Below are 23,899 nucleotides of genomic sequence, written 5' to 3'. Positions count from 1 at the left end.
CCGCAATGAGATCGCTGAGATCGGGCTTACTCACATCCCTGCTGGCCGGTGTCGTCGCGGCCGGCTCCCTGCTGGCCGCGGCCCCCGCGTCGCACGCCGCCGACTCCCCGCTGCGCGACCTGGCCGAGGCCAAGGGCAAGGTCATGGGCACGGCGGTCACCGGCTCGAAGCTCACCGGCACCTACGGCGAGATCGCCGGACGCGAGTTCAACTGGCTCACCCCCGGCAACGCCATGAAGTGGGGCTCCGTCGAGCCGAGCCGGGGCAGCTACAACTGGGCCGAGGCCGACCAGATCGTGGACTTCGCCGAGGCCCACGACCAGCAGGTGCGCGGCCACACCCTGCTGTGGCACCAGCAGAACCCGGGCTGGCTGACGAACGGCAACTGGACCCGGGACCAGCTCAGCGCCATCGTCCGGGATCACATCGCCACCGAGGTCGGCCGCTACAAGGGCCGGCTGGCCGCCTGGGACGTGGTGAACGAGCCCTTCAACGAGGACGGCACCTACCGCCCGACCCTCTTCCACGACACCCTCGGCCAGGACTACATCGCACAGGCCCTCACCTGGGCCCGGGCCGCCGACCCGGGCGCCAAGCTGTACATCAACGACTACAACGTGGAGGGCGTCAACGCGAAGAGCACGGCTCTCTACAACCTGGTCAAGTCGCTGAAGGAGCGCGGAGTTCCGATCGACGGGGTCGGGCTCCAGGCCCATCTCATCGTCGGTCAGGTGCCCTCGACGATGCAGCAGAACATCCAGCGCTTCGCCGACCTGGGCGTCGACGTGGCGATCACGGAGCTGGACATCCGGATGCAGCTGCCGGCGACGCAGGCGAAGCTGACCCAGCAGGCCGCCGACTACAAGGCGGTCATGAACGCCTGCGTGGCGGTCGCGCGCTGTACCGGTGTCACCGTCTGGGGCTTCACCGACTCCGACTCCTGGATCCCGGACACCTTCCCCGGCCAGGGCGCGGCGACCCCGTACGACGAGAACTACCGGCCGAAACCGGCGTACCACGCCATCGCGCAGGCCCTCGGCGGGACGACGACCACGCCGCCGACGGGCGCCTGCTCGGCGACGTACAGCGTCACCAGTCAGTGGAGCACGGGCTACACGGGCCAGGTGCGGATCGCCTGCTCGGGCGCCTCGCTGTCGTCGTGGAAGGCGAACTGGACGTTCGGCGCCGGGCAGCGGATCACGCAGGCCTGGAACGCGAGCTGCACGCAGTCGGGTGCGGCGGTCAGTTGCGCGAACGCCTCGTACAACGGGTCGGTGCCGGACGGCGGTTCGGTCACGTTCGGCTTCAACGGCTCGTGGAGCGGGAGCAACCCGGTGCCCGTGGTGACCCTGGGGTGAGGGCGGACCGAGAAGTCTGAGAATTTCCGAAGAAAATCGCCCGGGGGGCCCTGCTCGTAATAATTCGGACTTACGTTCCTGCCCGTGACGGGACGTGACGGGAACGGGGACGAGGGCAGAGCCGTGGGCCGGCGGTCGAGAGCGCTGCGGATCGCCGGCCTCGCCCTGGCGGGCGCGCTGGTGCTCGGCATCGGCTCGGCGGGCTGGGCCTACTGGCATCTCAACGACAACATCAAGAGCGTCGACATCAACAACGCGCTGGGCGACAACCGCCCGCCGAAGCCGGTGGTCACGCCGTCTCCTTCCGCATCGGCCCTGCCCAGCGAGGCCCTCAACATCCTGGTCCTCGGTTCCGACTCGCGCAGCGGCGAGGAGAACCAGAGGCTCGGCGGCGGCGACAGCTCAGGTGCCCGCTCCGACACGGCGATGGTCGTCCACCTCGACGCCGGGCGCACCAGCGCGACGGTGGTGAGCATCCCGCGCGACACCCTGGTCACCCGCCCCTCCTGCCCGAGGCCGTCCGGCGGGACGACCGGTGTCGCGTACGACTCCATGTTCAACGACGCGTACGCGGTGGGCGGTCCGGCCTGTGCGGTGAAGACGGTCGAGTCGATGACCGGCGTCCGCATGGACCACTACGTCGAGATCGACTTCTCCGGCTTCGCGAAGCTCGTGGACGCGCTCGGCGGCGTCACCGTCGCCACGGACGAGGACATTGCCGACGACTACAGCCATCTGCACCTGAAGGCGGGCACCCATCACCTGGACGGCACGCAGGCCCTCGCCCTGGCCCGCACCCGGCACGGCATAGGCGACGGCAGCGACCTGGGCCGCATCGGCCTCCAGCAGAAGCTGGTGAAGGCACTGCTGCAACAGATCGCCGCGCAGGACCTGCTCACCGACCCGGCGAAGCTGTACCGCGTCGCGGACGCCGTGACCGCCGGCCTCACCACCGACACCGGCCTGGACTCCCTCGGCGAGCTGACCCGGCTGGGGCAGAGCCTGAAGGGCCTGTCGGCGAGCGAGGTGCGGACGGTGACGATGCCGGTGGTGCGGGCGCCGTCGGATCCCAACCGGGTGGTGGCCGAGGAGCCGAAGGCCCGGAAGCTGTGGGAGTCACTGCGCTGACCTGCGCAAACGCGCTCCGGGAAAGTTCCCGGAGAAAAAGACCGGGAGCGTGTCGATCCGGAGGTCTCCCGATCGACGCAGGGGTGAGAGCGAGGAAGGACCTCGCTCCGCAGAGTCCCGAGGAGTCACCATGCCGCGCTTTCTCACCCTGATCCGCATCGACGAGAAGAACGCCCCCGCCGAGGGTCCGAGTCCCGAACTCCAGGAGCGGATGGGCAAGCTCCTGGAGGAGATCACCAAGGCCGGGGTCATGCTCGACACGGCCGGTCTCACCCCGACCTCGGACGGCACCAGGGTGACCTGGGACGGCGGGCGGCTGTCCGTCACCGACGGGCCGTTCACCGAGTCCAAGGAGGTCATCGGCGGCTACTCGATCAGCCAGTGCAAGGACAAGGCCGAGGCGATCGAGTGGACCAAGCGGTTCCTGTCCCTGCACGAGGACTACTGGACGATCACCGCCGAGGTCCGGCAGATCGCCGAGGGCTGACCGGTCCTCCTTGGCCGGGCGGCGCCAGGGGTGTCTGATGGTGGGTTGTGACCCCGCAGCCCACCGCCTCCCCGGCGCCCCGGCCCGACCGGACCGCCGAGGCCATCGAAACGGTCTTCCGCATCGAGTCGCCCCGCATCATCGCCGGCGTCACCCGGGTCGTCCGGGACGTCGGCATCGCCGAGGAACTCGCGCAGGACGCGCTGGTCGCCGCGCTGGAGCAGTGGCCGCGGGACGGGGTGCCCGACAACCCGGGCGCCTGGCTCATGGCCACCGCCCGCAACCGCGCCGTCGACCTGGTCCGCCGCCGTGAGAACTACGCCCGCAAGCTGGCGGAGATCGGCCGGGACCTGTCGGCGGTGTCTCCCCCGGAGGAGCCCGCCGACCCGGACGACATCGACGACGACCTGCTCCGCCTGGTCTTCACCGCCTGCCACCCGGTCCTGTCCACCGAGGCCCGCACCGCCCTCACCCTGCGCCTCGTCGGGGGCCTCACCACGGCCGAGATCGCCCGCGCGTTCCTGGTCCCCGAGCCGACCGTCGCGCAACGCATCGTCCGCGCCAAACGCACCCTGGCGACGCGCAACATCGCCTTCGAGGTGCCCTACGGCCCCGACCGCGAGGCCCGCCTCGGCTCGGTCCTGGACGTCATCTACCTCGTCTTCAACGAGGGGTACGCCGCCACGGCCGGCGACGACTGGCTCCGCCCGTCCCTGTGCGAGGACGCCCTGCGCCTGGCCCGTGTGCTCTCGGGCCTCATGCCGAAGGAATCCGAGGTGCACGGCCTGACCGCGTTCCTGGAGTTCCAGGCGTCCCGCACGGCGGCGCGCACGGGTCCCTCCGGCGAACCGGTCCTCCTCAAGGACCAGAACCGCGCCCGCTGGAACCGCATGCTCATCGCGCGCGGCGTCGCCGCGCTGGGCAGGGCCGAGGCCATCTCCTCCGGCGCCCCGGGCCCGTACCTCCTCCAGGCCGCCATCGCCGCCTGCCACGCGCACGCGTACACGTACGAGGAGACCGACTGGCCCCGCATCGCCATCCTGTACGGCCTCCTGGCCGCCCGTACCCCGTCCCCGGTGGTGGAACTGAACCGCGCGGTGGCCGTCTCGATGGCCGAGGGCCCCGGCCCCGCCCTGGCCGTCGTCGACGCCCTGACGGACGACCCCGCCCTGCGGGACTACCACCTGCTGCCCAGCGTCCGGGCCGACCTGCTGTCCCGCCTCGGCCGCACGACGGAGGCCCGGGCGGAGTTCGAACGGGCGGCGTCGCTGACGCGGAACGAGCGGGAAAGGCACCTGCTGCTCAGGCGGGCGGCGGAGCAGAGCTGACGGCTCCTGCCTGGGCGGGGTGCCCGATGAGCATCGCCGGTGCTCCCGCCACCCGCGTCAGGAACACCGTGGCCGCGTGCCGGCCCTGGGGCTTGACCTTCTTGCGGAGTTCCTCCGGCTCGACCGCCGAGCCGCGCTTCTTCACCGTGAGGTTGCCGACCTCCCGCTCCCGCAGCAGGGCCTTCAGCTTCTTGACGTTGAACGGGAGGTGGTCGGTGATCTCGTAGGCCGTGGCGTACGGGGTCGGGTGCAGGGCGTCGGCCGTGACGTAGGCGATGGTCGCGTCGAGGAGCCCGCCGCCGACCTCGTCGGCCACCTCGGCGACCAGGTGGGCCCGGATGACGGCGCCGTCGGGCTCGTACAGGTAACGGCCGGGCGGGCGGACCTCCGGGTCGGGCAGGCCGCGGGAGAGCAGGGTGCGGGGGCCCGGCAGCAGGGTGGCCCGTACCGCCCCGGGCGCGGTGCCGAACCACAGCACCGCCTCCTTCACGTCGCCGCCGTCGGAGATCCACTCGGCCTCGGCGTCCTCGGGGACCGCCTCGTGCGGGATGCCGGGGGCGATCTTCAGCGCGGCGGCGCGAGGGGCGCGGCGGGCCGCGGACACCGCCCAGGACAGGGGCGGTGAGTACGCCTCCGGGTCGAAGATCCGGCCCCGGCCGCCGCGCCTGGCCGGGTCGACGAACACGGCGTCGTAACCGGCCGTGTCCACGTCCGTGACATCCGCCTCCCGCACCTCGATCAGGCCGGCCAGCCCCAGCGCCTCGGCGTTCGCCCGCGCCGCCGCGGCCGTCGCCGGGTCCCGGTCGACGGCCAGGACCCGGATCCCGGCCCGGGCCAGCGCGATCGCGTCGCCGCCGATGCCGCAGCACAGGTCGGCGACCGAGGTCACGCCCGACTCGGCCATGCGCCGCGCGCGGTGGGCCGCCACGCTCGCCCGGGTCGACTGCTCGACCCCGTTCGGCGTGAAGAACATCCGGCCGGCGTCCTCGGCCCCGAACTTCACCGCCGCCCGCTGCCGCAGCCGTGCCTGGCCCAGCGCCGCCGACACCAGCTCGGCGGGGTGCTCACGGCGCAACCGGGTCGCGACGGCCAGCTCCCGCGCCGGATCGGTGTCCCGCACCTCGTCGAGGAGGACGCGGCCTTCGGGGGTGAGGAGGAGGGCGAGGTCGTTCACCGGATCATTGTGGGCCACCTGGTGGATGGTGCGCCGTCGGTCGCGGTGTCGGGGCCGATCCGGGGTGACCGGCTGCGAGGATCCCGCATCATGGGAGTAGTCGTACAAAATGACAAAAGCCGGGCGTCTGGCGGCATGCGGATCGGCCTCGCCGTACTCACCCTCGCCGCCATCGCGTCGGGTTGCGCGCAGGACGACAGCGGCCGGATCCCCGCGGCCGGCGGCCAGCAGCCCCTGGACGCGCCCCCGGCCCGCGCGCTCGACTCCTACGCCTCCAAGCTGCGCGGCGCGCATGCCGTCCGGGTCGCCGCCGCGCAGCGCTGGGGGCTGCGGACAGTCCCGCTGACCGCCCCGTCGGCCCCCGCGAGGAAGCCGAGGATCAGGACCCGCGAGGGCTTCGAGGTGGACGGTCACCGGAGGCTGAACCTCCCGCCCGTCTTCACCACCGTCCCCACCCGGGACAAGGTCGTCTTCCTCACCGTCGACGACGGCGTCGAGAAGGACCGGGCGTTCCTGCGGATGATGAGCGACCTGAAGGTCCCGTACAGCGCCTTCCTCAGCGGCTACCTGATCAAGGACGACTACCGCTACTTCGAGAGGATGCAGGGCCTGGGCGTGGCCCTGAACAACCACACCCTCCGCCACCGCTACATGCGGGGCCTGCCGTACCGCACGCAGAAGCGCGAGATCTGCGGCATGCAGCGCCTCCTCGAGAGGCGCTACGGCAAGCGCCCGACCCTCTTCCGCCCGCCCTTCGGCAGCTACGACAGGGCGACCCTGCGCGCCGCCAAGGCCTGCGGCATCGAGTACGTCCCCCTCTGGAACGAGGAGGTCTTCGCCGACCACTGGGAGTACCGCGAGGGCGACAACAGACTCCGCCCGGGCGACATCGTCCTCACCCACTTCCGCGGCCGTGCCCAGTGGCAGGGCACGATGCCCGACATGATCCGCCGCTTCCTGAACAAGGTCACGGCCGAGGGGTACGCGGTGGGCCGGCTGGAGGACTACCTGTGAGGCGGCGGTCGCCGGCCGCGGTGGTGTGCGCGGGAGCGATCCTGCTGGCCGGCTGCGCCGGGACCGTGGGGGAGCGCGCGGGCGCGGAGGCCCGGGGCCGGCCCCCGACGCACGCGTCGAGCGACGCCCGCGGGCCGGACCGGGGCGGCCTCCCGCCCGTCGTGGACCACGTCCGCACCCGCGACCGGGTGGTCTTCCTGACCTACGACGACGGCGCCGAGCGCGACCCCCGCTTCGTCGGCCTCGTCCGCGAACGGCGGCTTCCGGTCAGCATGTTCCTCACGGACAGCGTCGTGGGGCCGGGTTACGGCCACTTCGCCCGGCTCCGCGCGGTCGGCGCGTCCATCCAGAACCACACCCTCGACCACCCCGCCCTGCGCGGCCTGCCCTACGCCGGCCAGCGTGCCGAGATCTGCGGCCAGCAGTTCAAACTCCGCTCCCGCTTCGGCATCCGCCCCCGCCTCTTCCGCCCGCCCTACGGCACGTACGACACGACGACCCTGCGGGCCGCCGCCGACTGCGGCATCCGGGCAGTCGTCCTCTGGCGGGCGTCCCTGGGCCCCGACGGCGACCTGACCTACACCCGTGGCAAGCCCGGCCTGCGTCCCGGTGACATCGTCTCCGTACCGTCGGGCGAGCCCACGTCCCTGACCCTGACGGAACGGACCGTGCGACTGCTGCTGGAGATCGAGGCGCGAGGGCTGCGGGTCGGGCGACTGGAGGACCACCTGTAGAGAGCACCTGGCCGACGCGCCGCCCGGCAATTGGCACTCCGCTTGACCGAGTGCTAATCGCAGTCATAGTCTCGGCTCTGGCACTCCCCAATGGAGAGTGCCAACACAGCGACGGGCAGGTCCGGCACCCGCGACGACGGATCCACCTGGTCGCCACCTCAGACAGTTAACCCCGTGAGATCTCCGAAGGGGGAGGTCGGATCGTGACGACCGCCAGCAAGGTTGCCATCAAGCCGCTCGAGGACCGCATCGTGGTCCAGCCGCTGGACGCGGAGCAGACCACGGCCTCGGGCCTGGTCATTCCGGACACCGCCAAGGAGAAGCCCCAGGAGGGCGTCGTCCTGGCCGTCGGCCCGGGCCGCTTCGAGGACGGTAACCGTCTTCCGCTCGACGTCTCCGTCGGCGACGTCGTGCTCTACAGCAAGTACGGCGGCACCGAGGTGAAGTACAACGGCGAGGAGTACCTCGTCCTCTCGGCTCGCGACGTCCTCGCGATCGTCGAGAAGTAATTCACCCCAAGCACATTGCTTTGAGCTGCGCCCCTGGCCCCCCGCGATCACCAAGAAGCCGGGCGCCCGGGGCGCAGTGCCGTTAACCCAGATTCCGGAAGAGGGCTCACGCTCCCATGGCGAAGATCCTGAAGTTCGACGAGGACGCCCGTCGCGCCCTCGAGCGCGGCGTCAACAAGCTTGCCGACACGGTCAAGGTGACGATCGGCCCCAAGGGCCGCAACGTCGTCATCGACAAGAAGTTCGGCGCCCCCACCATCACCAACGACGGTGTCACGATCGCCCGCGAGGTCGAGATCGAGGACCCGTACGAGAACCTCGGTGCCCAGCTGGTCAAGGAGGTGGCGACCAAGACCAACGACATCGCGGGTGACGGTACGACCACCGCGACCGTGCTCGCCCAGGCGCTCGTGCGCGAGGGCCTGAAGAACGTCGCCGCCGGTGCCTCCCCGGCCGCCCTGAAGAAGGGCATCGACGCCGCCGTCGCCGCCGTCTCCGAGGACCTGCTCGCCTCGGCCCGCCCGATCGACGAGAAGTCCGACATCGCCGCCGTCGCCGCGCTGTCCGCCCAGGACCAGCAGGTCGGCGAGCTCATCGCCGAGGCGATGGACAAGGTCGGCAAGGACGGTGTCATCACCGTCGAGGAGTCCAACACCTTCGGTCTGGAGCTGGACTTCACCGAGGGCATGGCCTTCGACAAGGGCTACCTGTCGCCGTACTTCGTGACGGACCAGGAGCGCATGGAAGCCGTCCTGGACGACCCGTACATCCTCATCACGCAGGGCAAAATCTCCGCCATCGCGGACCTGCTGCCGCTGCTGGAGAAGGTCATCCAGGCCAACGCCTCCAAGCCGCTGCTGATCATCGCCGAGGACGTCGAGGGCGAGGCCCTGTCGACCCTCGTCGTGAACAAGATCCGCGGCACCTTCAACGCCGTCGCGGTGAAGGCCCCCGGCTTCGGCGACCGCCGCAAGGCGATGCTGCAGGACATGGCCGTCCTCACGGGCGCCACGGTCGTCTCCGAGGAGGTCGGCCTCAAGCTCGACCAGGTCGGCCTCGAGGTCCTCGGCTCCGCCCGCCGCGTCACCGTCACCAAGGACGACACCACGGTCGTCGACGGCGCCGGCAACAAGGAAGACGTGCAGGGCCGCGTCGCCCAGATCAAGGCCGAGATCGAGACCACCGACTCCGACTGGGACCGCGAGAAGCTCCAGGAGCGCCTCGCGAAGCTGGCCGGCGGCGTGTGCGTCATCCGCGTGGGTGCCGCCACCGAGGTCGAGCTGAAGGAGCGCAAGCACCGTCTGGAGGACGCCATCTCCGCGACCCGCGCCGCGGTCGAGGAGGGCATCGTCTCCGGTGGTGGCTCCGCTCTCGTCCACGCCGCCAAGGTCCTGGAGGGCAGCCTCGGCAAGTCCGGCGACGAGGCCACCGGTGTCGCGGTCGTCCGCCGCGCCGTCGTCGAGCCGCTGCGCTGGATCGCCGAGAACGCCGGCCTGGAGGGCTACGTCATCACCTCCAAGGTCGCCGAGCTGGACAAGGGCCAGGGCTTCAACGCCGCCACCGGCGAGTACGGCGACCTGATCAAGGCCGGCGTCATCGACCCGGTCAAGGTCACCCGCTCCGCCCTGGAGAACGCCGCCTCCATCGCCTCCCTGCTCCTCACGACCGAGACCCTGGTCGTCGAGAAGAAGGAAGAGGAGGAGCCGGCCGCCGCGGGTCACGGCCACGGCCACGCCCACTGAGGCACCGACCTCTGCGAGAAGCCCCCGCCCCGCCTCGCGCGGAACGGGGGCTTCTCCCGTATGCGGGGACCCGTCACAACTCCAGCGGGTCCAGCACCCCGAGCTGCTGCATCAGCCCCAGCCGGTCGTACTGCCACCAGCCCTCGGCGAGCTTCCCGTCCGGCGTGCAGCGGTGGACGGTCGTCCCGGTCATGGTGACGTCCTTCCCGGTCGGCGGAATCCCGAGGAAGTCACCCTTGTGGTGCCCCCTCCAGGTCCACCGGGTGCACACCCGGTCGCCCTCGGCGAGCTGGTCCTCGATGGTGAACGAGAAGTCGAACCCGCCCCGCCACACCTCCACCTCGCGCCGCAGCGCGTCCAGCCCGATGACGTCCTGCACATTGGCCGGATCGTGGTCGTGGTAGTCCTCGATGAACACGTCGTTGAACGCGGGCGCCGCACCCTGCCCGGGCGCCAGCTCGAAGAACCTGCGCGCGGTGGCCGAGTTCAGCTGCTCGTCCCGCACCACGTCCAGGTCCGTGAACGTCGGCGCCTCGTCGCAGAGCGCCACCATGTCCTGGAAGATCCGGTCGGTCTCCGGAAGCCCGGAGTTGCGCATCGCCTCCTCGTACGACGGGAACTCCACGATCTCGACGATGTGCGAGGCGTCGGCCCGGTCCTTCGCCACCACACTGTGCGTAGCGGTCCGTTTCCCCTTGGTCTGTTCGACCCACCTGTCCATCAGCCGGTTCATCTCGTCGAGCCGGCTGGTCCTGCATTCGATGAGCTGTACGAAGGTCATGGCCTCGCCTCCGGCCCCCCTGGGTCCGGCTGAACAGCTCCATTGTCCCCACCGGAGCCGCTCGTCGCCTCCCGGCCCTTTGGCATCATGAGGCCATGCGCTGGTGGGGGAAGCGGGCGGAGCGGTCGGTGGCCGCGGGCGGTGACATCGCGGTGGCCGTCACCGGCGATCACAACCGGATCCTGCTCACTTCGGCGGTGCGTTCGGCGTACTGGGAGCAGGTCCGCCGCATCGCCCCGCCCCGACTCGTCGACCGCGAGGCGGAGTCGGCCGAGCTGTCCGCCTTCTGCACGGCCGACTCCGGCCCGGCGTACGCCTGGTGGCGGGCCGGCGCCTGGGCCGGCAAGACGGCGTTGCTGTCCTGGTTCGCCCTGCACCCTCCGCGGGGCGTACGGATCGTCCCGTTCTTCATCACGGCCCGGCTGGGCGCGCAGAACGACGTCGTGGCCTACGTGGACGTCGTACTCGAACAGCTGGCGGAGCTGTCCGGAGAGGCCCTGCCCGCCCACCTGACCGTGGCGACCCGCGAGGCCCACCTCCTGTACCTGTACGGTGCCGCCGCCCGCGCCTGCGCAGAGCGCGGTGAACGTCTGGTCCTCCTGGTGGACGGCCTGGACGAGGACCGCGGCGTCACGACCGGCCCGGACGCCCACAGCATCGCGAGCCTGCTGCCCACCCGCCCGGAGGCGGGGATGCGGGTCCTGGTCGCGGGGCGGCTCAACCCGCCGCTGCCCGGTGACGTACCCGAGGACCATCCGCTGCGCGACCCCGCGATCGTACGGACGCTGTCGCCCTCCCCGTACGCCCGGGCGATCCGCGCGGAGGCGGAACGCGAGCTGAAGCGGCTGATCGAGGCGGGCGGCCTGGAGCACGACCTGCTGGGCCTGGTGGCAGTGGCGGGCGGCGGCCTGACGGCCGAGGACCTGGCCGCGCTGACCGGAGCGGTTCCGTACCGGGTGCGGGACGTCCTGAGCACCCGGGCGGGGCGGACCTTCGGCCTGCGAGTCGACGTCTATCTGCTCGGCCACGAGGAGTTGCAGGCCCAGGCCGAGGAGATGCTCGGCACGTCCCGGATGGACCTCTACCGCGCGAAACTGCACGCCTGGGCGGAGGAGTGGCGTGCGCGCGGCTGGCCGGAGGAGACGCCGGAGTATCTGCTGCGGGGATACTTCCGGATGCTCCGGTCCACCGGTGACCTGGAGCGGATGCTCCGGTACGGGGCGGACACCCGGCGCCAGGAGCGCATGCTGGTCCTCACCGGCAGTGACGCGTCCGCCGTGAACGAGATCCACCTCACCGAGGACCTGATCATCGAGCGCGGTGCGCGACGGCCGCTCGACTCACTGCGCCTGGCGATCCACCGGGAACGGCTGGTCGACCGCAGTGCCGGCGCCCCGGACTCCCTGCCGCACGCCTGGGCCCTGGCAGGGCAGACCGGCCGGGCCGTCGCACTGGCCCGCAGCCTCCCGAACGGTCATCGCCGGGGCATGGGCCTGGCCGCCGTCGCCGATGTGCTGCTGGAGCAGGGCGACCGTGACGGGGCGGTGGACCTGCTCGTCGAGGCGGCGGAGGCCGCGCGTCAGGGCGAGGGCCACAGCCGGGACGACCTGGCGCGCTGCACGATCGCGGACCTCTTCGCCCGGGCCGGGCAGTTCGACAGGGCGGCAGCGCTGGCGAGGACGGTCGGCACGCAGTACTTCCACGTCCATGCGTACGTTCAGATCGGCAAGGCCTGCCTCGCGGCCCAGCGGTGGGATCTCGCACAGGAGTTGGTCGACGGCGCACCGAACGAGGCGTGCCGCACCGGTATGGGGAACGTCGTGATATCGGCCCACGCGACAGCAGGCCGGCACGCCGAGGCGGAGATGATGGCGAGAGCCACCGAACCGGGCGCCCGCGCCGCCGCGCTGATCACGCTGGCCTCCGCACTGCGCGAGTCCGGGCAGCACGAGCGCGCTGACGCCCTCTGTGCCGAGGCCGTGGCGTGGGCGCGGGACCGTGCGGAGGACGACGAGGTGGTGAGCCTCCTGGCCGACGCCGGCGAGTTCGACCGGGCCGAGTCGTTCCTGGCCGGCCTGTACGGCGAAGTGGACTACGAGGAGGCCGCGGGGGAGTTGACCGGGTGGCTGGCGTGGGCCGGGGAGCTCGACCGGGCCGAGGCCCTGCTCGCCACGCTCAGCCCGCGGGGACACCACCGCGCGCTGCGGGACGTGGCACAGGCCCGGGCGAGAGCCGGGCGCTACGAGCAGGCCGAGGCCCTGGTCCGGCAGATCCCGGCCGCGGACATCGCGTGGTCGGCACTGTGCTCGATCGTGCGCATCATGGCGGACGCGGGCGAGGTCGACCGGGCCGAGTCGCTGGCACGCGCCCTGGGACCGCGGATGGAGGTCCCGTCGGCCCTCTACGAGGTCGTCGAGTCCCTGGCGCAGTCCGGAGACCCGGACCGGGCCCGGGCTCTCGCTGATTCCCTGGCCCACCCGGTGGAGCAGAACCATGCGTCTCTCGAGGTGGCTGCCGCCCTGGTGCGGGCCGGACGGCGCGAGGAGGCCGTCCGGGTCCTGCTGGCCGTCGAGAGCCGGACCCGAGTGCTCCATCCCCTGACGGCCGCCCGGAAACTCGGCGCCGCCGCCACGGCGCTGGCCGAAGCGGGGCACCGGGAAGCGGCGCTCGCGGTGCTCCACGGGACCGAGACGCTGCTCACGGACCGCCGCAGCGAGCCCTACGCCTCTCCAGGGGAGTACATGTCGTCCTTGCGGGCGCTGGTCGCCGCCTGCACGGCCACCGGACAGCTGGACCGGGCGGAGACATGGGCAGGGCGGGCACCTGACGACTTCGAGCGACGAGACCTCCTGGCCCCGGTGGTGCGGGGATGGGCCAGATCCGGTGAGGTGGACCGGGCCGCAGCGGTGACGACGGCCGAGGCCGAAGCGGACCCCGCACTCGCGGGGATCCTGTCGTCGCTGGTCGTGCCGTTCGCCCGCGGTCTGGCCGAAGCCGGCGACGTCGAAGCGGCCGAGGCCCATGTGCGCGAGGCCGCCGAGCCCGGGAACGGTACCTCAGCACTCTGCGCGCTCGCGGTGACGATGACCGAAACGGGTCGCACCGACAGGGCGCGGCGCATCGTCGACGAACTGATCGCGATCGAGAGCGGGTACGACCGCCCCTCGATGATGGACCTGAGCGCTCTGGTCAGGGCCCTGGCCGCAGCGGGGGAGGGCGATGCCGCCCGGGCCGCGCTCGACGCCATGACACCACCGGACCGGCTGAGCGGGTCCGCGCGGTACATCGGGGTCACGGCATTCGCCGAGGCCCTGACCGCCCTCGGGCACCACGAGCGGGCCATGGAAACGCTGCGCACCATCGAGGACCCGTACGACCGCGCTCATGGGACGCTCGGCCTGGTCGACGTGCTGGCCGGGTCGGGAGAGTGCGCCCGCGCCGAGGAACTCGCCCGGACGGTCCCCGTCCCGGCGATGCTGTCCCGGGCCTGGGCGCGCATCGCGGCCGCGACGACCGACGACGAACAGGCCCGGCGACTGGCTGCCCTGGCCCTCCAGGGCGGTGAGTGGGTGTCGGCCCTGCCCGCCCTCCTCAGGCAGGCACCGGACGTGGTTCCGCTCGTGGTGGAGGCCGCCGACGCGATGAAGTCCGCCTGCGCGCAGCACCCTGGGGCGCCTACTGAGGCCCGTACTTCCGCCCCGTCCTAGACGACACCGCCCCGAGCATCCCCCGCGGCACCAGCTTCGCCGCCCCCATCAGGGCCTTGTACCGCGGGTCCGGGATGGACAGCGTCTTGCCGCGGGCCAGGTCGTGCAGGGCCGTCGCCACCAGCTTGTCCGCGTCGAGCCACATCCAGCCCGGGATGTTGTCCGTGCCCATGCCGGCCCGCTCGTGGAACTCGGTGCGCACGAAGCCGGGGCAGAGCGCCATCAGGCGTACGCCGCTGCCGGCCAGGTCGCGGGCCGCGCCCTGGGTGAACTGCACGACCCAGGCCTTGGACGCGCCGTAGGTGCCCCGGGGGACGAACGCGGCCACCGACGCGACATTCACGACCCCGCCGCGGCCGCGCTCCCGCATGGCCTCCGTCGCCGCCGACGTCAGCCGCAGCACCGCCTCGCAGTGCACCTTCAGCATCCGCAGCTCGTCGGCCATGGGGACGTCGAGATAACGGCCCTTGTTGCCGAAGCCGGCGTTGTTGACCAGCAGGTCGACGGGGTTCTTGCGGTCGGCCAGCCGGTCGGCCACCGCCTCGATGCCCTTGTCCTCGGCGAGGTCGGCCGTCAGCACCTCCGCCTCGATGCCGTGCCGGTCGTGCAGCTCGGTCGCCTGTTCCCGCAGCCGCTTGGTGTCGCGGGCCACCAGCACGAGGTTGTGCCCGTCCGCCGCCAGTCGCCGCGCGAACGCGGCCCCGATGCCTGCCGTCGATCCCGTAATCAGAGCCGTTGTCATGGCGCAAGGGTAGTTACCCGGACTGCGTGCGTCCGCTCAGCGCGGTGGCCCCGGAGCCGGTCTCGATCCAGGGTGGCTCAGCGGTGGGTGTGTCCGGCCCCGTGGCCCGGGTGCTCCCGGGGCGCGCCCGGCTCCCCCTTCTCCGTCACCACGAACTGGCCCATCATTCCCTCGTCCTCGTGGTACAGCAGATGGCAGTGGTACATGTACGGCGTGTCCGGGTCCGCCGGCCCGGTGAACCGCAGCGCCAGCCTCACCGTCGTCCCGTGCGGCACGAACACCGTGTCCTTCGGCCCGCTCAGGGCGGGCGGCGGTGCCGAACCGTTCACCTCCAGCACCCGGAACTGCACGTCGTGCACATGGAAGTTGTGCGGCATGCCGTTGCTGTTGCGGACCGTCCAGACCTCCGTCGTTCCCCGGGTGACCGTCTCGTCGACACGGCCCATGTCCATCGAGCGCCCGTTGATCCCCGACCGTTTCAGGTCGAAGTGCCGCCCGCGCACCGAACCCTTCCCGTCGGGTGTCTCCGGCTTCCCCAGCGTGGCCGGCAGCGCGGGTGACGGGCGCAGCCGCGCCGCCGCCCGCAACTCCAGCACGTCGAAGGAGTCGTCGCCGCCGCCGAACCGCCGCTGCCAGCCGTCCCCGTAGTTGCCCTGCGGGAAGCTGCGCAGCATCACCCGCTCACCCGCCCGCATCCGCACGACGATCTCGGCCCGCTCGCCCGGCGAGAGCTGCACCCGCTCCATGGACGCGGGCCGCTCCAGCAGACCTCCGTCCGTCGCGATCAGGGAGAAGGAACGGCCGTCCGGGAAACCGAAGGCGTAGGTACGTGCCGTGGAGGCGTTGAGCAGCCGGAGCCGTATCAGCTCGTCGTGCACCTGCCGGAACGGACGAAGGGTTCCGTTGACCATCGTCCGGTCGCCCAGGAAACCCACGTTCTGCAACATGCCGCGGTCACCAGCGAGCCGGGCGCCGTCGAAGCGGACGTCCTGCACGATCACCGGCAGGTCGTCGACGCCGTACCGCTTCGGAAGCGGAAGACGCCCGGACCTCTCGTCGTCGAGGAGGAACAGGCCCGCCAGGCCCCGCTGGACATGTCGCGCGGTCCCGCCGTGCGGATGGGGGTGGTACCACAGCGTCGCCGCCGGCTGGTCCACCGTCCAGTGCGGGCTCCAGGTCCCGCCGGGGGCGATCATCTGGTGCGGGCCGCCGTCCATCCGGGCCGGCAGGTGCATGCCGTGCCAGTGCACGGTGGACGCCTCGTCCAGGGCGTTGCTGATCCGGACCCGGACCTTCTCGCCGCGCCGCGCACGCAGCGTGGGACCCAGGTAGGAGCCGTTGAAACCCCAGGTCGGCGTCTTCACACCGGCGCGGAACTCCGTCTCGCCCGCCCGCATGCGCAGGTCGAAGACACGTGTGCCGTCCTTGTCCACGGACGACTCGGCCTGCGGTGGTATGGCCAGGGCGTTGCCGAACGGCTCCTTGCCCACGGTGCTGACCTTCGCGTCGGTCCACAGCCAGGCGAAGAGAGCGCCCACGGCCATCGCCACGGCGGTGACCGAGGACCCGAGCACGAGGACGAGGCGCTTCCAGCGGAACGGGCGTCGCGAGGCGGCCCGCGGACCCTCGCGGGACGCGTCGGTGGAACCCTCCAGAGGACCGCCGGTCGGGCCGCTGCGAGATGTGTGGCGAGACATGCTTCGAGCGTGGCCGGGCCCTGCCCCGTCGGGCATCGGGGAGCTGCCCTGACCCGCCCCTGAGGCGACCCCGGCCCGCCGCCCGGGGTTCCCCCCAGGGGCACCGGGCCGGACGCCGTCGGGGTTGCCGTCCGCAGGCCCGGACTCCTCCCGCCCGGAGCCGGGCACCGCAGAGCCGCCGGCCCGGCCGGACAGACCGGGGTGACGTGACGTCAGGCCCCGCCGCCGCCCCCGTACTTCTCCTCGTACTCCCGCGCCGTCCTCAGCAGCTCCGGATGCAGCGCCTCGCCCGCCGCCAGCAGGCGCGGCAGCAGTGTCCGCTCGGTCGTCACCGCCCGGAACTGCAGCGCCACCGTCACGTCGTGGCCGGGTCGGTGCACGATCTCGACGGCGTCACCCGCGCGGATCTCACCGGGCTCGATCACCCGCAGATACGCCCCGGGCGCGCCCCGCCGGGTGAACCGCTTCACCCAGCCCTTCTCGTCCATGTGGCCTTGGAACGTGCGGCACGGTATCCGCCCCGAGGTGACCTCCAGCACCACCTCGGGCCCGATGCGCCAGCGCTCCCCGATCAGCGCGCCCGAGACGTCGAGGCCCTGGGTCGTGAGGTTCTCGCCGAACGCGCCGTCCGCCAGCGTCCGTCCCAGCTCGCGCTCCCACGCGTCCATGTCCTCGCGGGCCATCGCGTACACCGCCTGGTCGTTGCCGCCGTGGTGCTCCAGCTTGCACACCGCGTCCCCGGCCAGCCCGCTCCCGCCGACGCCCTTGGGCCCGGGCGCGGACACCCGCACGGGCCCCTCCACAGGCCGCTTGTCGATCCCGGTCACACCCTCCGGGTTGTCCGTGTACGGCACAGCCTCGGCACGGCCCAGATTCACTGACAGAAGCTTCATGCCCGCACGGTAAGCGAGCCTTCCCCAAAGCGTCGACGCATTATTCGCAGGAGCATCAAAGACTCACTTATCCTCGAAGGGTGATCGAAGCTCGCCACCTCCGTGTCCTGCGCGCCGTCGCCGCCACCGGCTCCTTCTCCGCCGCGGGGCGCGAGCTGGGCTGCACGCAGCCCGCCGTCAGCCAGCAGATGAAGGCCCTGGAGACATCCGTGGGCACCCCGCTGCTGATCCGCACCGGTCGCGAGATGCGCCTCACCCAGGCGGGCGAGGCCCTGGTGCGGCACGCCGCCGGGATCCTCGCCGGGCTCACGGCCGCCGAGGAGGAGGTCGCGGCCATCGCCGGGCTGCGCGCGGGCCGGGTCCGGCTCGTCTCCTTCCCCAGCGGCAGCTCCACCCTCGTGCCGACGGCCCTCGCCGCCCTGCGCGACGCGCACCCCGGCACCCGGGTCTTCCTGGAGGAGGCCGAACCGCCGGCGTCCGTCGGCATGCTGCGCGAGGGCGACTGCGACGTGGCGCTCGCCTTCCGCTACGAGGGGGCGGCGGGTGCCGAGGAGTGGGAGGACCTCGTCGTACGGCCGCTGCTGACGGACCGGCTCGTCGCACTCGTGCCGGAACGGCACCGGCTCGGGGACGCGCAGTCCGTCGCCATCGGCGAACTCGCGCGGGATCCGTGGATCGCGGGCTGTCCGCGCTGCCGGGGCCAGCTCGTCGAGGTGTGCGCGGCGGCCGGCTTCACACCGCGCATCGACTTCGCCACCGACGACTACCCGGCGGTCGCCGGCCTCGTCGGCGCCGGTCTGGGCGTGGCTGTGCTGCCCCAGCTGGCCATCGAGTCCGTACGGCCACGGGGGGTACGGACCGTGACGCTGGAACCGGCGGTACGCCGGGAGATCGTCGCGCTCACCCTGCCCGACCTCGCACAGGTCCCGGCGGTGGCGGCGACGCTCGACCAACTGGCACGCGCCGCCCACCGCTAGCCGCAGCGCAGCGCGTCAGAAATGAACGGCACGCGTGCGCGTGCCTGACTCGCAGAAACGTTCCTTCAGTTGTTCGAGGCGGCGTGCCCGCCGGATGTCGACGCCGGCACCAGCCGGTTGCGCGCCCGCCCCATCAGCTCTTCGCGTTCGTCCTCGGTCAGCCCGCCCCACACGCCGTACGGTTCCCGCACCGCCAGCGCGTGGGCGGCGCACTCGGCACGCACCGGGCACCTCATGCAGACCTCTTTGGCCGAGTTCTCGCGAGCACTCCGAGCCGCACCGCGCTCACCCTCCGGATGGAAGAAGAGCGAGCTGTCCACTCCGCGACAGGCAGCCAGCAGTTGCCAGTCCCACAGGTCCGCGTTCGGTCCGGGAAGGCGGGAGAAATCTGCCATTACGTGACCCCTTGTAGCCGTTTTGGGCGGATCCGGTGTCCACGACCGTACAACTACGATCTAAGGAGATGAAAATATGACTCATTGCGAATCTAGCTCCAGACACCGGCAAAGCGGAAGAAATGGGTCTGAATGGGGCATAGGTTGTGATGAAAGTTCGAGGGTCTGTTGCGCATGTCTGCACCGTGTCCGGTCCCTCACGTAGAGTGCCGAAGATGTCAGCCGACCCCGTAACTCTTTCGAGTGACCGTCGTTGAGAGTGCGAGGCGGTTGAAGGAACAAGCGCTCGGGCAGGCGTCCGAGGCGGTCGACCGCACAGGTGACGATTTCGTACCAGCCTGGAGGCTCAAGGTGACGCGCATCAGCTGCGGAGGGCGGCCATGACTTCCGTCCTCGTCTGCGACGACTCCCCGCTTGCCCGAGAGGCGCTCCGTCGCGCGGTCGCAACCGTGCCCGGCGTAGAGCGCGTGACGACGGCGGCCAACGGCGAGGAAGTCCTCCGCCGCTGGGGGGCCGACCGCTCGGACCTGATTCTGATGGACGTACGCATGCCCGGCCTGGGCGGCGTCGAGACGGTCCGGCGGCTGCTGTCCGCCGACCCCGGTGCGCGCATCATCATGCTCACCGTCGCCGAGGACCTGGACGGCGTGGCCCTCGCGGTCGCCGCCGGTGCCCGCGGCTATCTGCACAAGGACGCCTCCCGCGCGGAGCTCCGCGCGACGGTGACCCAGGCCCTGGCCGACCCGACCTGGCGGCTCGCCCCGCGCCGGCTGCGCTCGGCCGAGATGGGCGCCGCGCCGACGCTCACGGCGCGTGAGATCCAGGTGCTCGAAGGCATGAGCCACGGCCGCTCGAACGCGGAGATCGGCCGTGAGCTGTTCCTCTCCGAGGACACCGTCAAGACGCACGCCCGGCGCCTGTTCAAGAAGCTCGGCGCCTCGGACCGGGCCCACGCCGTGGCGCTCGGCTTCCGGTGGGGTCTGGTGCGCTAGGGCCTGTCCTTCGGATCGGGTCGGCTTCGAGGCGCGGGCTCCGGCCAGGGCCGGAGAGCGGGGGCACGCGGATGCCCCCGCGCGAGCCGTACCCGCGTGTGCCGAAGCCGGCGGCCGACGACAGCCTCGGCGGGGATCCGTCCCTGCCCGAGCGAGGTCGAGAGCTCGGCAGGGTGCACGCGAGGACCCACGGCCCCGGGATGATCCGAACGGCAGGCCCCAGCGGTCGTGGTGAGGGCACGGAAAGCCAGGTCGGCGGGGGCGGACCGCGGGTCCGCAGGGTGCCCGCTGCTCGTTTCGCCGCGGATGCCGCATCCTTGAGGGTGTGGAGTTCCTCGGGGACGAGTCGGTCGAGCGGAAGGGGAGGGCGCAGGGGATGAGTTCCGGCGCACCTGCTCATAACGCTTCGGTGCACAACAACGGGCGCGGTGCCACGGACCCGGCGGCCGCAAGGCACCATGGACCGATGCGCGACGACGAGGCGGTCAATGCCCAAGGGGCGATCGGCGCGCTCGTCCACCGCGCCGTCGACGGGGACGAGCAGGCCACGCACGACCTGCTCGCCCATGTCCACCCCCTGGCCCTGCGCTACTGCCGCACCCGTCTGTCCCGCCTCCCGGGCGACGCCCGGCACTTCGTGGAGGACCTCGCCCAGGAGGTCTGCGTCGCGGTGCTCCTCGCGCTGCCCCGCTACCGGGACACCGGGCGCCCCTTCGAGGCGTTCGTCTTCGCCATCGCCGCCCACAAGGTCGCCGACCTTCAGCGCGCGGCGATGCGTCACCCCGGCTCGACGGCCGTCCCCTCGGACGAGATGCCCGAGCGGCCCGACGACTCCCTGGGGCCGGAGGAGCGCGCCCTGCTCAGCAGTGACGCGGAATGGGCCAAGAAACTCCTGGCCAACCTGCCCGAGAACCAGCGGGAGCTGCTGCTGCTGCGGATCGCGGTGGGCCTCACGGCCGAGGAGACGGGCCAGATGTTGGGAATGTCACCCGGCGCGGTCCGGGTGGCGCAGCACAGGGCGCTGAGCCGGCTGCGGGCGCTGGCCGAGCAGTAGCCCTGCTTGAACAACCCCTCTGTTGAACAGGCGGTGGGCCGCTTCCGTACGAACATACGAAGCCCGGAGCCGACCGGAACCGTGGAATGAGACAGCCGCGCTTCCCGTTAGCATGGACATCCGCACCGATCAAGGCCATTTGGGGAAGGTGTCATGACTGCCAACGTCGACGGAGTGCCCGGTAAATTCGCGACACTCGGGCTGACCTACGACGACGTGCTGCTGCTGCCGGGTGCATCCGAAGTGCTCCCCAACGCGGTCGACACCTCGTCCCGCATCTCGCGCAACGTCCGGGTCAACATCCCACTGCTGTCCGCCGCCATGGACAAGGTCACCGAGTCGCGCATGGCGATCGCCATGGCCCGCCAGGGCGGCGTCGGCGTACTGCACCGCAACCTCTCCATCGAGGACCAGGTCAACCAGGTCGACCTGGTGAAGCGGTCCGAGTCCGGCATGGTCACCGACCCGATCACGGTGCATCCCGACGCGACGCTCGCCGAGGCCGACGCCCTGTGCGCCAAGTTCCGCATCAGCGGCGTCCCCGTCACCGACGGCAACGGCAAGCTGCTCGGCATCGTCACCAACCGTGACATGGCCTTCGAGACCGACCGCTCCCGTCAGGTGCGCGAGGTCATGACCCCCATGCCCCTGGTGACCGGCAAGGTCGGCATCTCCGGCCCCGACGCCATGGAGCTGCTGCGCCGCCACAAGATCGAGAAGCTTCCGCTGGTCGACGACGCGGGTGTCCTCAAGGGCCTCATCACGGTCAAGGACTTCGTCAAGGCCGAGCAGTACCCGAACGCGGCCAAGGACGCCGAGGGCCGGCTGATCGTCGGCGCCGCCGTGGGCGCCAGCCCCGAGGCCCTGGAGCGGGCCCAGGCGCTCGCCGCGGCCGGTGTGGACTTCCTGGTGGTCGACACCTCGCACGGCCACAACAGCAACGCCCTCAGCTGGATGTCGAAGATCAAGTCGAGCGTCGGTGTCGACGTGATCGGCGGCAACGTCGCCACGCGTGACGGCGCCCAGGCCCTGATCGACGCCGGCGTCGACGGCATCAAGGTGGGCGTCGGCCCCGGCTCCATCTGCACCACCCGCGTGGTCGCCGGCATCGGCGTCCCGCAGGTCACCGCCATCTACGAGGCGTCCCTCGCCGCCCGTCCGGCCGGTGTGCCGCTGATCGGCGACGGCGGTCTGCAGTACTCGGGCGACATCGGCAAGGCGCTCGCCGCGGGCGCCGACACCGTCATGCTGGGCAGCCTGCTCGCGGGCTGTGAGGAGTCCCCCGGCGAGCTTCAGTTCATCAACGGCAAGCAGTTCAAGTCGTACCGCGGCATGGGCTCGCTCGGCGCGATGCAGTCCCGCGGCCAGGGCCGGTCCTACTCCAAGGACCGCTACTTCCAGGCCGAGGTCGCCTCCGACGACAAGCTCGTGCCCGAGGGCATCGAGGGCCAGGTGCCCTACCGCGGCCCGCTGGCCAACGTGCTGCACCAGCTCGTCGGCGGTCTGCGCCAGACCATGGGCTACGTGGGCGCCGCCTCCATCGAGGAGATGGAGACCAAGGGCCGCTTCGTCCGGATCACCTCCGCGGGCCTCAAGGAGAGCCACCCGCACGACATCCAGATGACGGTCGAGGCACCGAACTACAGCCGCAGCAAGTAGCGGCCCGGCCTTCCGAGGGCGGCTCCGGAGCATCCGGGGCCGCCCTCGTCGTGCCCGTCGGCGATACTGGAAGACGCTGAAACGCATCAGGGAAAGGCCACAGACGTGACTGAGATCGAGATCGGGCGCGGCAAGCGCGGCCGCCGGGCGTACGCCTTCGACGACATCGCCGTCGTCCCCAGCCGCCGTACGCGGGACCCGAAGGAGGTCTCGATCGCCTGGCAGATCGACGCCTACCGCTTCGAGCTGCCGTTCCTGGCCGCTCCCATGGACTCGGTCGTCTCCCCGGCCACCGCCATCCGCATCGGCGAGCTCGGCGGCCTGGGCGTGCTGAACCTCGAAGGTCTGTGGACGCGGTACGAGGACCCGCAGCCGCTGCTCGACGAGATCGCCGAGCTGCCCGCCGAGGCGGCGACCCGGCGCCTCCAGGAGATCTACGCCGCGCCCATCAAGGAGGAGCTGATCGGCGCGCGCATCAAGGAGGTGCGCGACTCGGGCGTGGTCACGGCCGCGGCGCTCTCCCCGCAGCGCACGGCCCAGTTCTCCAAGGCCGTCGTCGACGCGGGCGTGGACATCTTCGTCATCCGCGGCACGACGGTCTCGGCGGAGCACGTCTCCGGTTCGCACGAGCCGCTGAACCTGAAGCAGTTCATCTACGAGCTGGACGTCCCGGTGATCGTCGGCGGCTGCGCCACGTACACGGCGGCGCTGCACCTGATGCGCACCGGTGCGGCCGGTGTGCTGGTCGGCTTCGGCGGCGGCGCCGCGCACACCACGCGCAACGTGCTGGGCATCCAGGTCCCCATGGCCACGGCGGTCGCCGACGTGGCCGCGGCCCGCCGCGACTACATGGACGAGTCCGGCGGCCGGTACGTGCACGTGATCGCGGACGGCGGTGTCGGCTGGTCCGGCGACCTGCCCAAGGCGATCGCCTGCGGCGCCGACGCGGTCATGATGGGCTCCCCGCTCGCCCGCGCGACCGACGGCCCGGGCAAGGGCCACCACTGGGGCATGGAGGCGGTGAACGAGGAGCTCCCGCGCGGCAAGAAGGTCGCCCTCGGCACGGTCGGCACCCTCGAGGAGATCCTCACGGGCCCGTCCCACACCCCCGACGGCTCGATGAACCTCTTCGGCGCGCTGCGCCGGGCGATGGCCACGACCGGGTACAGCGAGCTGAAGGAGTTCCAGCGGGTCGAGGTGACGGTGGCGGACTCGCAGCATCGGCGGTAGGCCGGAGAGCACAGGACGGGAAGGGCCTGGTCACTCGTGTGAGTGGCTGGGCCCTTTCGCATGTCCAACTGGCTTTGACAGGGCGCTTGTTGCCGTACGGAGGCGCGGTTGCCTTTGGGCCGTTCGGCCCCGTGGAGGGCGGTTTCGAGGCGCCGGTGTCCGTGGTCGGCGCCCCAGGTTCTTCTAGGGGGCGCCCATGGGACGCCACCGCAAGCCCACCCGCTGGGACCGACTCCGTCTTCGGATGGTGCAGTGCCGGAGGAGGTGGATCTTGCGGATTTTCGGATGGCGAGCGGCC

General features: G+C 71.6%; 20 protein-coding genes. 14 read left to right on the top strand and 6 right to left on the bottom strand.

The annotated features are described in order from the left end of the window. The first annotated feature begins 5 nt into the window (after positions 1-5). The 4 genes from GTY47_RS07130 (at position 6) to GTY47_RS07115 (ending at position 4,301) form a co-directional block, all read left to right on the top strand. A complete protein-coding gene (locus tag GTY47_RS07130) occupies positions 6-1,358 on the top strand; it encodes an endo-1,4-beta-xylanase (protein WP_010036591.1) in 1,353 nt (450 codons plus the stop codon). 84 nt (positions 1,359-1,442) lie between these two features. Beyond that, the gene (locus tag GTY47_RS07125; protein WP_086012482.1) at positions 1,443-2,486 is read left to right on the top strand and encodes an LCP family protein; all 1,044 of its coding nucleotides are present in this window, start codon (positions 1,443-1,445) and stop codon (positions 2,484-2,486) included. A gap of 130 nt (positions 2,487-2,616) precedes the next feature. After that, positions 2,617-2,973: a YciI family protein gene (locus GTY47_RS07120; RefSeq protein WP_010036584.1), complete on the top strand. Its 357-nt coding sequence runs from the start codon at positions 2,617-2,619 to the stop codon at positions 2,971-2,973. A 47-nt stretch (positions 2,974-3,020) separates the two neighbouring features. Then, positions 3,021-4,301 (top strand): RNA polymerase sigma factor, encoded by a 1,281-nt coding sequence (locus GTY47_RS07115; protein ID WP_010036581.1) that lies wholly within the window; start codon positions 3,021-3,023, stop codon positions 4,299-4,301. On the opposite strand, the gene GTY47_RS07110 is transcribed toward GTY47_RS07115, so the two are convergent. Further along, a complete protein-coding gene (locus tag GTY47_RS07110; protein ID WP_010036578.1) occupies positions 4,276-5,475 on the bottom strand; it encodes a methyltransferase domain-containing protein in 1,200 nt (399 codons plus the stop codon). The two genes, GTY47_RS07115 and GTY47_RS07110, sit on opposite strands and share 26 nt — an antisense overlap. A 135-nt stretch (positions 5,476-5,610) precedes the next feature. Here GTY47_RS07110 and GTY47_RS07105 point away from each other — a divergent pair, with 135 nt between their 5' ends. The 4 genes from GTY47_RS07105 to groL all read left to right on the top strand — a co-directional run bounded on the left by GTY47_RS07105 (position 5,611) and on the right by groL (position 9,474). After that, the gene (locus GTY47_RS07105) at positions 5,611-6,489 is read left to right on the top strand and encodes a polysaccharide deacetylase family protein (RefSeq protein ID WP_010036577.1); all 879 of its coding nucleotides are present in this window, start codon (positions 5,611-5,613) and stop codon (positions 6,487-6,489) included. Then, on the top strand, positions 6,486-7,223 hold the full coding sequence (locus GTY47_RS07100) for a polysaccharide deacetylase family protein (protein ID WP_010036576.1): 738 nt from the start codon (positions 6,486-6,488) through the stop codon (positions 7,221-7,223). Before GTY47_RS07105 ends, GTY47_RS07100 begins: the two co-directional genes overlap by 4 nt. A gap of 200 nt (positions 7,224-7,423) precedes the next feature. Next, positions 7,424-7,732 carry a co-chaperone GroES gene (groES, locus tag GTY47_RS07095; RefSeq protein WP_029180951.1) on the top strand — a complete coding sequence of 103 codons (309 nt, stop codon included), beginning with the start codon at positions 7,424-7,426 and terminating at the stop codon, positions 7,730-7,732. A gap of 116 nt (positions 7,733-7,848) precedes the next feature. After that, complete coding sequence (gene groL, locus GTY47_RS07090) at positions 7,849-9,474, top strand: chaperonin GroEL (RefSeq protein ID WP_010036574.1); 1,626 nt, start codon at positions 7,849-7,851, stop codon at positions 9,472-9,474. A gap of 73 nt (positions 9,475-9,547) precedes the next feature. On the opposite strand, the gene GTY47_RS07085 is transcribed toward groL, so the two are convergent. Then, complete coding sequence (locus GTY47_RS07085) at positions 9,548-10,255, bottom strand: ester cyclase (protein WP_010036572.1); 708 nt, start codon at positions 10,253-10,255, stop codon at positions 9,548-9,550. A gap of 95 nt (positions 10,256-10,350) precedes the next feature. On the opposite strand from GTY47_RS07085, the gene GTY47_RS07080 reads away from it, so the two are divergent. Continuing rightward, entirely contained in the window at positions 10,351-13,962 is a 3,612-nt protein-coding gene (locus tag GTY47_RS07080) for a hypothetical protein (protein WP_010036569.1), read from the top strand. On the opposite strand, the gene GTY47_RS07075 is transcribed toward GTY47_RS07080, so the two are convergent. From GTY47_RS07075 to GTY47_RS07065, 3 genes are all read right to left on the bottom strand, one after another. Continuing rightward, positions 13,931-14,704 (bottom strand): SDR family oxidoreductase, encoded by a 774-nt coding sequence (locus GTY47_RS07075; protein WP_010036568.1) that lies wholly within the window; start codon positions 14,702-14,704, stop codon positions 13,931-13,933. The two genes, GTY47_RS07080 and GTY47_RS07075, sit on opposite strands and share 32 nt — an antisense overlap. 77 nt (positions 14,705-14,781) lie before the next feature. Further along, positions 14,782-16,401, bottom strand: a complete 1,620-nt coding sequence (locus GTY47_RS07070) for a multicopper oxidase domain-containing protein (protein ID WP_078602775.1) — start codon at positions 16,399-16,401, stop codon at positions 14,782-14,784. A gap of 212 nt (positions 16,402-16,613) precedes the next feature. Next, a complete protein-coding gene (locus GTY47_RS07065) occupies positions 16,614-17,294 on the bottom strand; it encodes an MOSC domain-containing protein (protein ID WP_010036562.1) in 681 nt (226 codons plus the stop codon). Positions 17,295-17,374: 80 nt separating this feature from the next. Here GTY47_RS07065 and GTY47_RS07060 point away from each other — a divergent pair, with 80 nt between their 5' ends. Further along, positions 17,375-18,271: a LysR family transcriptional regulator gene (locus GTY47_RS07060; protein ID WP_010036559.1), complete on the top strand. Its 897-nt coding sequence runs from the start codon at positions 17,375-17,377 to the stop codon at positions 18,269-18,271. A gap of 65 nt (positions 18,272-18,336) precedes the next feature. Here the strand turns inward: GTY47_RS07060 and GTY47_RS07055 are convergent, their stop codons facing one another. Next, positions 18,337-18,666, bottom strand: coding sequence for a WhiB family transcriptional regulator (locus tag GTY47_RS07055; protein ID WP_029180949.1), 330 nt, complete (start codon positions 18,664-18,666; stop codon positions 18,337-18,339). A 380-nt stretch (positions 18,667-19,046) separates the two neighbouring features. Between GTY47_RS07055 and GTY47_RS07050 the strand changes: the two genes are divergently transcribed. The 4 genes from GTY47_RS07050 to GTY47_RS07035 all read left to right on the top strand — a co-directional run bounded on the left by GTY47_RS07050 (position 19,047) and on the right by GTY47_RS07035 (position 23,601). Beyond that, entirely contained in the window at positions 19,047-19,658 is a 612-nt protein-coding gene (locus GTY47_RS07050; RefSeq protein ID WP_003948568.1) for a response regulator transcription factor, read from the top strand. 466 nt (positions 19,659-20,124) lie between these two features. Then, positions 20,125-20,712 carry a sigma-70 family RNA polymerase sigma factor gene (locus GTY47_RS07045; protein WP_010036508.1) on the top strand — a complete coding sequence of 196 codons (588 nt, stop codon included), beginning with the start codon at positions 20,125-20,127 and terminating at the stop codon, positions 20,710-20,712. A 153-nt stretch (positions 20,713-20,865) separates the two neighbouring features. Then, positions 20,866-22,371, top strand: a complete 1,506-nt coding sequence (gene guaB / locus GTY47_RS07040) for an IMP dehydrogenase (protein WP_010036506.1) — start codon at positions 20,866-20,868, stop codon at positions 22,369-22,371. A 105-nt stretch (positions 22,372-22,476) separates the two neighbouring features. Next, positions 22,477-23,601, top strand: a complete 1,125-nt coding sequence (locus GTY47_RS07035; RefSeq protein WP_010036504.1) for a GuaB3 family IMP dehydrogenase-related protein — start codon at positions 22,477-22,479, stop codon at positions 23,599-23,601. The last annotated feature ends 298 nt before the right edge of the window (positions 23,602-23,899 follow it).

Origin of the sequence: Streptomyces sp. SID5464, from assembly GCF_009862985.1 — a bacterium.
Classification (GTDB): Bacteria; Actinomycetota; Actinomycetes; order Streptomycetales; family Streptomycetaceae; genus Streptomyces; species Streptomyces chartreusis_D.
This window is presented reverse-complemented; position numbering and strand designations above follow the sequence as displayed.